Source organism: Brenneria corticis (genome assembly GCF_003115855.1).
Lineage (GTDB): Bacteria > Pseudomonadota > Gammaproteobacteria > Enterobacterales > Enterobacteriaceae > Brenneria > Brenneria corticis.
Genome location: NZ_KZ819083.1, coordinates 157,202 through 163,201 on the forward strand (window position 1 = coordinate 157,202; position 6,000 = coordinate 163,201).

General features: G+C 56.8%; 8 protein-coding genes. 6 read left to right on the forward strand and 2 right to left on the reverse strand.

What is annotated here, in order from left to right; all coding sequences use genetic code 11:
• The first annotated feature begins 104 nt into the window (after window positions 1-104).
• The gene (locus tag DDT56_RS15120; RefSeq protein ID WP_246856790.1) at window positions 105-452 is read left to right on the forward strand and encodes a PTS lactose/cellobiose transporter subunit IIA; all 348 of its coding nucleotides are present in this window, start codon (window positions 105-107) and stop codon (window positions 450-452) included.
• Window positions 453-511: 59 nt separating this feature from the next.
• On the opposite strand, the gene DDT56_RS15125 is transcribed toward DDT56_RS15120, so the two are convergent.
• Both DDT56_RS15125 and lysA read right to left on the reverse strand, forming a co-directional pair.
• Window positions 512-877: an ArsR/SmtB family transcription factor gene (locus tag DDT56_RS15125; protein WP_136167261.1), complete on the reverse strand. Its 366-nt coding sequence runs from the start codon at window positions 875-877 to the stop codon at window positions 512-514.
• Window positions 878-940: 63 nt separating this feature from the next.
• The gene (gene lysA, locus DDT56_RS15130; protein WP_136167262.1) at window positions 941-2,203 is read right to left on the reverse strand and encodes a diaminopimelate decarboxylase; all 1,263 of its coding nucleotides are present in this window, start codon (window positions 2,201-2,203) and stop codon (window positions 941-943) included.
• A gap of 135 nt (window positions 2,204-2,338) precedes the next feature.
• On the opposite strand from lysA, the gene DDT56_RS15135 reads away from it, so the two are divergent.
• From DDT56_RS15135 to pspG, 5 genes are all read left to right on the forward strand, one after another.
• Complete coding sequence (locus DDT56_RS15135) at window positions 2,339-3,262, forward strand: LysR family transcriptional regulator (protein WP_136167263.1); 924 nt, start codon at window positions 2,339-2,341, stop codon at window positions 3,260-3,262.
• A 111-nt stretch (window positions 3,263-3,373) separates the two neighbouring features.
• Window positions 3,374-3,652, forward strand: a complete 279-nt coding sequence (locus DDT56_RS15140) for a type II toxin-antitoxin system RelE/ParE family toxin (RefSeq protein ID WP_136167264.1) — start codon at window positions 3,374-3,376, stop codon at window positions 3,650-3,652.
• Window positions 3,652-3,936 carry a HigA family addiction module antitoxin gene (locus DDT56_RS15145; RefSeq protein ID WP_136167265.1) on the forward strand — a complete coding sequence of 95 codons (285 nt, stop codon included), beginning with the start codon at window positions 3,652-3,654 and terminating at the stop codon, window positions 3,934-3,936. The genes DDT56_RS15140 and DDT56_RS15145 overlap by 1 nt, the downstream gene beginning before the upstream one ends.
• Before the next feature lie 244 nt (window positions 3,937-4,180).
• Window positions 4,181-5,221: a tRNA dihydrouridine(20/20a) synthase DusA gene (gene dusA, locus DDT56_RS15155; protein WP_136167266.1), complete on the forward strand. Its 1,041-nt coding sequence runs from the start codon at window positions 4,181-4,183 to the stop codon at window positions 5,219-5,221.
• A 217-nt stretch (window positions 5,222-5,438) separates the two neighbouring features.
• Entirely contained in the window at window positions 5,439-5,660 is a 222-nt protein-coding gene (gene pspG / locus DDT56_RS15160; protein ID WP_136167267.1) for an envelope stress response protein PspG, read from the forward strand.
• Window positions 5,661-6,000 lie beyond the last annotated feature (340 nt).

The window sequence follows — 6,000 nt, forward strand, 5'->3', positions numbered from 1 at the left end:
CTGTGACATCATTCTCACAAGGCAATATTAGAATTCCAATATGCTGCCAAATATGATTTTTGGCATACCACTAAAATATTACCGCACACCATGAGGAGGTTTTCATGACCCAGGACAGCGGGAAAGCGTGGATGATTGACATGGAGCAAACGGTCATGGAACTGCTGATTAACGCCGGCGAGGCGCGTTCAAATGCCATGATGGCCATCCAGGCCTCCCGCCAGCGGGATTGGCGGCAGGCGGATGATTTACTCGCCGCCTCGCGGGAAGCGGCCCGGGCGGCGCACCGCGTTCAGACGCAGCTTATCGGGCTGGATGAGGGGGAAGGAAAAGTACCGGTTAACCTGATTATGGTTCATGCGCAGGATCATCTGATGACCGCCATGCTATGCCACGATCTGGCGGAAGAGATTGTGCTGCTGCGGCGTGAAATGTTCGCCCGCCCTGGCTGACGGACCGCGGCTGCAAGCGCGCTATATTAGGGATGTTGACGTCAAATAAATATGCTGGGTTACCGAGGGTCGTAGGTCTGGGATGGCGGCGGGTTTTTCGCCGTCGCTTCGGCGGTGGCGGGATCGTACTCGACCGCGCCCAGCAGGGCATCGAGCAGGCCGGGAAAGCGCGCGTCCAGATCCTCGCGGCGCAGCGACAGCAGATTCTCGCGCCCGTAGGGACGCTGCCAGATCACGCCGCTGTCGCGCAGCACCCGCCAGTGGTGAGTCAGGGTTGACTTAGAGATACCCTGCAGCACCGAGCCGCAGGAGTATTCGCCGCCGTCGGCCAGCACCCGCAGTACGGCGAGGCGTAGCGGGTTACCTAGCGCGGTAAGCACATTTTCCAGGCGAATCTGGTCGCGATCGGGGTGGTTGGCAATCATTTCAGCACGGTATCCAATAGTACGAGGAGTGTCAAACACTCCCCGGTTGAGGGCAAAGCGTTTTTAAACCAATTCCAGCGCCAGCAGTTCTTCCAGCGTCTGGCGGCGGCGGATCAGCCGCGGTTTTCCCTGTTCGAACAACACTTCCGGCAGCAGCGGACGGCTATTGTAGTTGGAGGACATGGACGCCCCGTAAGCGCCGGTATCGTGGAACACCAGATAATCCCCCACCTGCGCCTGCGGCAGCGCGATGGTTTCCACGCCGCCTCCCGCCTGCTGGGTAAAGACATCGCCGGATTCGCACAGCGGCCCGGCAATCACGCTGTCGCGCAGCGGCGCCTGACCGATATCGCGGCCGTCCCCCGGCAGCAGGGATATATGGTGATAGCTGCCGTACATCGCCGGACGCATCAGGTCGTTGAAACCGGCGTCCACCAGCACAAAGTGACGGCCGCCCATATCCTTCACCGCGCGCACTTCCGCCACCAGCACGCCGGATTCGGCCACCAGAAAGCGTCCCGGCTCGATTTCCAGCGTCACCGGATGCCCCAGATGGGCGGCGATTTTCTCGCGGGCGGCATTCCACAGCCCGTAGTAATGTTCGGTATTAATGGATTCTTCGCCGTCGCGGTAGGGAATGGATAAGCCGCCGCCGGCCGAGATCGCCTCAATATCGTGGCCCAGCGCGATCACCTGACGCACCATGGCGTCGCACACCTGTTCCAGATGGCCGTAATCCACCCCGGAACCGATATGCATATGTATGCCCACCAGCTTCAGCTGGTAACGCCGGATCTGCGCCAGCGCCTGCGGCAGATCGCCGTACCAGATGCCGTGCTTGCTGTTCTCGCCGCCGGTATTGGTTTTCTGGCTATGGCCGTGGCCGAAACCGGGGTTGACCCGCAGCCACACCGCATGCCCCGGCGACTCGCGGCCCAGCTGTTCCAGCATATCCACCGACCCCGCGTTGACCGGGATCTTCAGCTCCGTCACCCGCTGTAATGTCGGACGATCCAGCAGGTCGGCGGTAAAGACGATCTCATGATCGTCGGTGCCCGGCACAAAACCCGCCACCAGCGCGCGCTCAATCTCCCCCAGCGATACCGAATCCACCTTGACGCCCTGCTGACGCATCAGGCGCAAAATATGCGTATTGGAACAGGCCTTCTGCGCAAAGCGAATGGTATCGAAGCGGCGCAGCCTGGCGATACGCTCGATGATGGTTTGCGCATCATACGCCCACACCGGGCAGCCGAAGCGCGCCGGCAGTTCGCGCAGGCTTTGCGCGTTGAGCGCGTGCGTGGCGTCATTCAAATCGTGCGGCATAACGTTTACCTGAAGCAAAAAATGACCATTTAGCGAATGTTTGTATTATGCCGATGGCCCGTTTGGTAATAAAATATCCATATATGGTTACTCTATTCATTTTTGATATACCAGGTTACCCAAACAGGATCCACGATGGCGGCCGTATCACTGAGACATATCGAGATTTTCCATGCGGTAATGACCACCGGCAATCTGACGGAGGCCGCCGCGCTGCTGAACACCTCGCAGCCGACGGTGAGCCGCGAACTGGCGCGGTTTGAAAAACTGATTCAGATGACGCTGTTCGAACGCCAGCGCGGACGGCTTTATCCCACCGCGCAGGGTCTACAGCTATTTGAGGAAGTGCAGCGCTCCTATTACGGGCTGGAGCGGATTATCAACGCCGCGGGCGATATCCGCCGTTTTCAGCAGGCGCAGCTATCGGTCGCCTGTCTGCCGGTATTTTCCCAATCGCTGCTGCCGGAAGTCTGTAAACCGCTGCTTAGCCGCTATCCGTCGCTTAATCTGCACATCATCCCGCAGGAGTCGCCGCTGCTGGAGGAGTGGCTCTCCGCCCAGCGCCACGATCTGGGGCTGACCGAAAACAGCGTTACCCCGGCCGGGACCGAACGTCAGACCCTGATGATGCTTAATGAAGTGTGCGTCCTGCCGGCCCGCCATCCTCTGGCGGCTAAAAATGTGCTCACCCCAACCGATTTCGCCGCGGAACCTTTTATCAGCCTGTCGAGCGCCGATAGCTATCGTCAATTGTTGGATAAGTTGTTTCAGGAGGAAGGCGTCGCTCGTCAAATGGTACTGGAAACCCACAGCGCGGCGTCGGTGTGCGCCATGGTGCGCGCCGGCGCCGGCGTCTCCATCGTCAATCCGCTGACCGCGCTGGACTACGCCGCCTCAGGTGTGGTGGTGCGCGCGTTCAGTATCGAGGTGCCCTTTACCGTCAGCCTGATTCGCCCGCTGCACCGCCCAGCATCGGCGCTGGTGGATACCTTTATCGCCGAGCTGAAACGGTATGCGCAAAGCGTGCCCGAGCGCCTGCGGCAGGTGTTGCGGCCTTAGCCGTAATGCGGCAAGCCTACTGCTCCATGTTAATTAATATATAAACAAGCGTTGCGCATCACGCAACAACCGATATAATGTTTCGCAGGCGCGGGAGCAGGAAAGCTATTAATGATTAAAAGTTTCAAGCACAAAGGGTTGCGTCAGTTCTTCGAAAAAGGCTCCACTTCAGGAATAGACGCAAAACAGGCGGGGAAAATCAGGCTTCGTCTCGCGGTCATTGATGCAGCGGAAGAGATAAAGGATATTGACCGCCCTGGCTACAGTCTCCACCCGTTAACCGGGGACAAAAAAGGGCAATGGTCCATAACAGTTACAGGGAACTGGCGCATTACATTTGAATTTATCGATGGGAATGCCTATATCGTTAATTATGAGGATTACCACTGATGACTATGCATAATCCCCCGCATCCGGGGGAAATCATTGCCGAAACCCTAGAAGAATTGGGCGTAGGCATCAGAGAACTAGCCAGGGCGCTCGGTGTAGCGCCTTCTACCGTGCAACGTCTTGTTGCGGGCAATGCCGCTATCAGTCCCGAAATGGCAGTGAAGCTATCCACCGTTCTGGGTAGTTCGGCGAAGTTTTGGCTAAACCTTCAGGACAATTACAGTCTTTGGATAGCTCAGCAGACCGTTGACACGTCAACCTTGCGCAAACTTGTTGCGGCATGATACGAGGCCACTACGCTGGCCTTCATGTAATTACAGAATGCACTAAAATTTCTTTTATCTGTTTGCCGAATCTTTTATTTTCACGGTAAACGTACTTACCCTTTTCTTTCACGCCGACAGTACAACGGTGCCATCGGCGCGCTAACCCATCTCTATGCTATAGTATGCCATATTAATTTTTTCGCTTTTCAGGTCCCCATAAATATGGGGGCTGACAAAGCGTCAATACGCCAAAATGATAAAAATGCACGAAAATATAGCCACGGAAAAATCAGTAAAAACAAGCATAAACACTGATAACCCGCAGAAATACCCCCCTCACCGCTTCTCCGTCGCGCCGATGCTCGACTGGACGGATCGCCACTGCCGTTATTTTCTGCGTCAGTTGACCCGCAACGCTCTGCTGTATACCGAAATGGTCACCACCGGCGCCATTATTCACGGCAAAGGGGATTATCTGGCCTACAGCGAGGAAGAGCATCCGCTGGCGCTGCAGCTGGGGGGCAGCGCTCCCGAGGCGCTGGCGCACTGCGCGCAACTGGCGGAACAGCGCGGCTATGACGAGGTGAACCTGAATGTCGGCTGTCCGTCCGATCGGGTGCAAAACGGCCGTTTCGGCGCCTGTCTGATGGGGGAAGCCGCGCTGGTGGCGGACTGCGTCAAGGCGATGAAAGATCGGGTCGCCATCCCGGTGACGGTGAAAACCCGCATCGGCATTGACGATCGCGACAGCTATGAATTTCTGTGCGACTTTATCCACACCGTCGCCGAACGCGGCGGCTGCGACACCTTTATCGTGCATGCGCGCAAAGCCTGGCTCTCCGGCCTGAGCCCGAAAGAGAACCGCGAAATTCCGCCGTTGGATTACCCGCGGGTTTATCAACTGAAACGCGACTTTCCCGCGCTGACTATCGCCATTAACGGCGGCGTCAAAACGCTGGAAGAAGCCAAAATCCACCTGCAACATCTGGACGGCGTGATGATGGGGCGCGAAGCCTACCACAACCCCGGCCTCCTGGCGCAGGTGGATGCTGAACTGTTCGGCGCGCCGGCCGCCGGCCCGGATCTGGTCGCGGCGGTCCAGGCCATGTATCCCTATATCGAGCGCGAATTATCCCAAGGCGCAGCGCTGGGCCATATCACCCGCCATATGCTGGGCCTGTTTCAGGGTGTGACCGGCGCGCGCCAGTGGCGGCGCTACCTGAGTGAAAACGCGCACAAACCGGGGGCGGATGCCGCCGTGGTTGAGCAAGCGCTGGCGCTGGTTAACCATTCCACACGCTGAAAAGACCAATAGTTAGTCTTTTTGACTAACACCAAACACATCCTTCTTTATCTGCTGCTGATAAATCAGTGAGTTATCAGCAACACAACCTGGCACGATTCTTGTTATACCTTATGGCATAACCTTGATGCGGCAACCGACGACAATCACGCCACCGTTGCCGATACATCAGGATTAATCCCGTGCACAGCACATTCAGCCGCAACAGGAGCGCACCATGTTGGAAATTTTCTTCGTTATTGGTTTTTTTATCATGCTGATGGCGACCGGAGTGTCATTGCTGGGGGTTATCGCCGCTCTGTTTGTCGCCGCCTTTTTTATGCTGATCGGCGGGCTGTTCGTGATGGCCATCAAAGTGCTGCCCTGGCTGTTGCTGGCCGTCGCGGCGGTGTGGATATGGCGTCATTTCCAACAAAAACCGCTGCGTTATTATCGGTAATCGACGCGGTTAACCCATTACAGCCTAGGGTAAAGGCATCCCGCTGCGGCTTTTATGCAAAATTGTGCGCCAGCAGATATTTTTCCCTTCTCGCGGCTGCTAGGATGTCGCCACAATTTGTTGGCGGCTTTGCAGTCCAGCCCTTGAGCGGGAAAAAGCAGCAAACAACAAGATTTCATCAGCGTCAGAAAACTACCGTCACGCAGGCAGTGGCACCTTATATAACGACGCCCGCTGTACCCTACATACAGTTTGATGAAATAAGCGTTACTGCAAAGGCCTCCTTACGGAGGCCTTTCAGATTGCTGACGAACCCCACATTTTCCGTGGGGTTCTTGTT

Bases quoted from the DNA above. Each gene is read 5' to 3' on its own strand.
- pspG (WP_136167267.1), top strand. From the start codon at position 5,439: ATGTTGGAAATTTTCTTCGTTATTGGTTTTTTTATCATGCTGATGGCG.
- DDT56_RS15145 (WP_136167265.1), top strand. From the start codon at position 3,652: ATGACTATGCATAATCCCCCGCATCCGGGGGAAATCATTGCCGAAACC.
- dusA (WP_136167266.1), top strand. From the start codon at position 4,181: ATGCACGAAAATATAGCCACGGAAAAATCAGTAAAAACAAGCATAAAC.
- DDT56_RS15125 (WP_136167261.1), bottom strand. From the start codon at position 877: ATGATTGCCAACCACCCCGATCGCGACCAGATTCGCCTGGAAAATGTG.
- DDT56_RS15135 (WP_136167263.1), top strand. From the start codon at position 2,339: ATGGCGGCCGTATCACTGAGACATATCGAGATTTTCCATGCGGTAATG.
- DDT56_RS15120 (WP_246856790.1), top strand. From the start codon at position 105: ATGACCCAGGACAGCGGGAAAGCGTGGATGATTGACATGGAGCAAACG.
- lysA (WP_136167262.1), bottom strand. From the start codon at position 2,203: ATGCCGCACGATTTGAATGACGCCACGCACGCGCTCAACGCGCAAAGC.
- DDT56_RS15140 (WP_136167264.1), top strand. From the start codon at position 3,374: ATGATTAAAAGTTTCAAGCACAAAGGGTTGCGTCAGTTCTTCGAAAAA.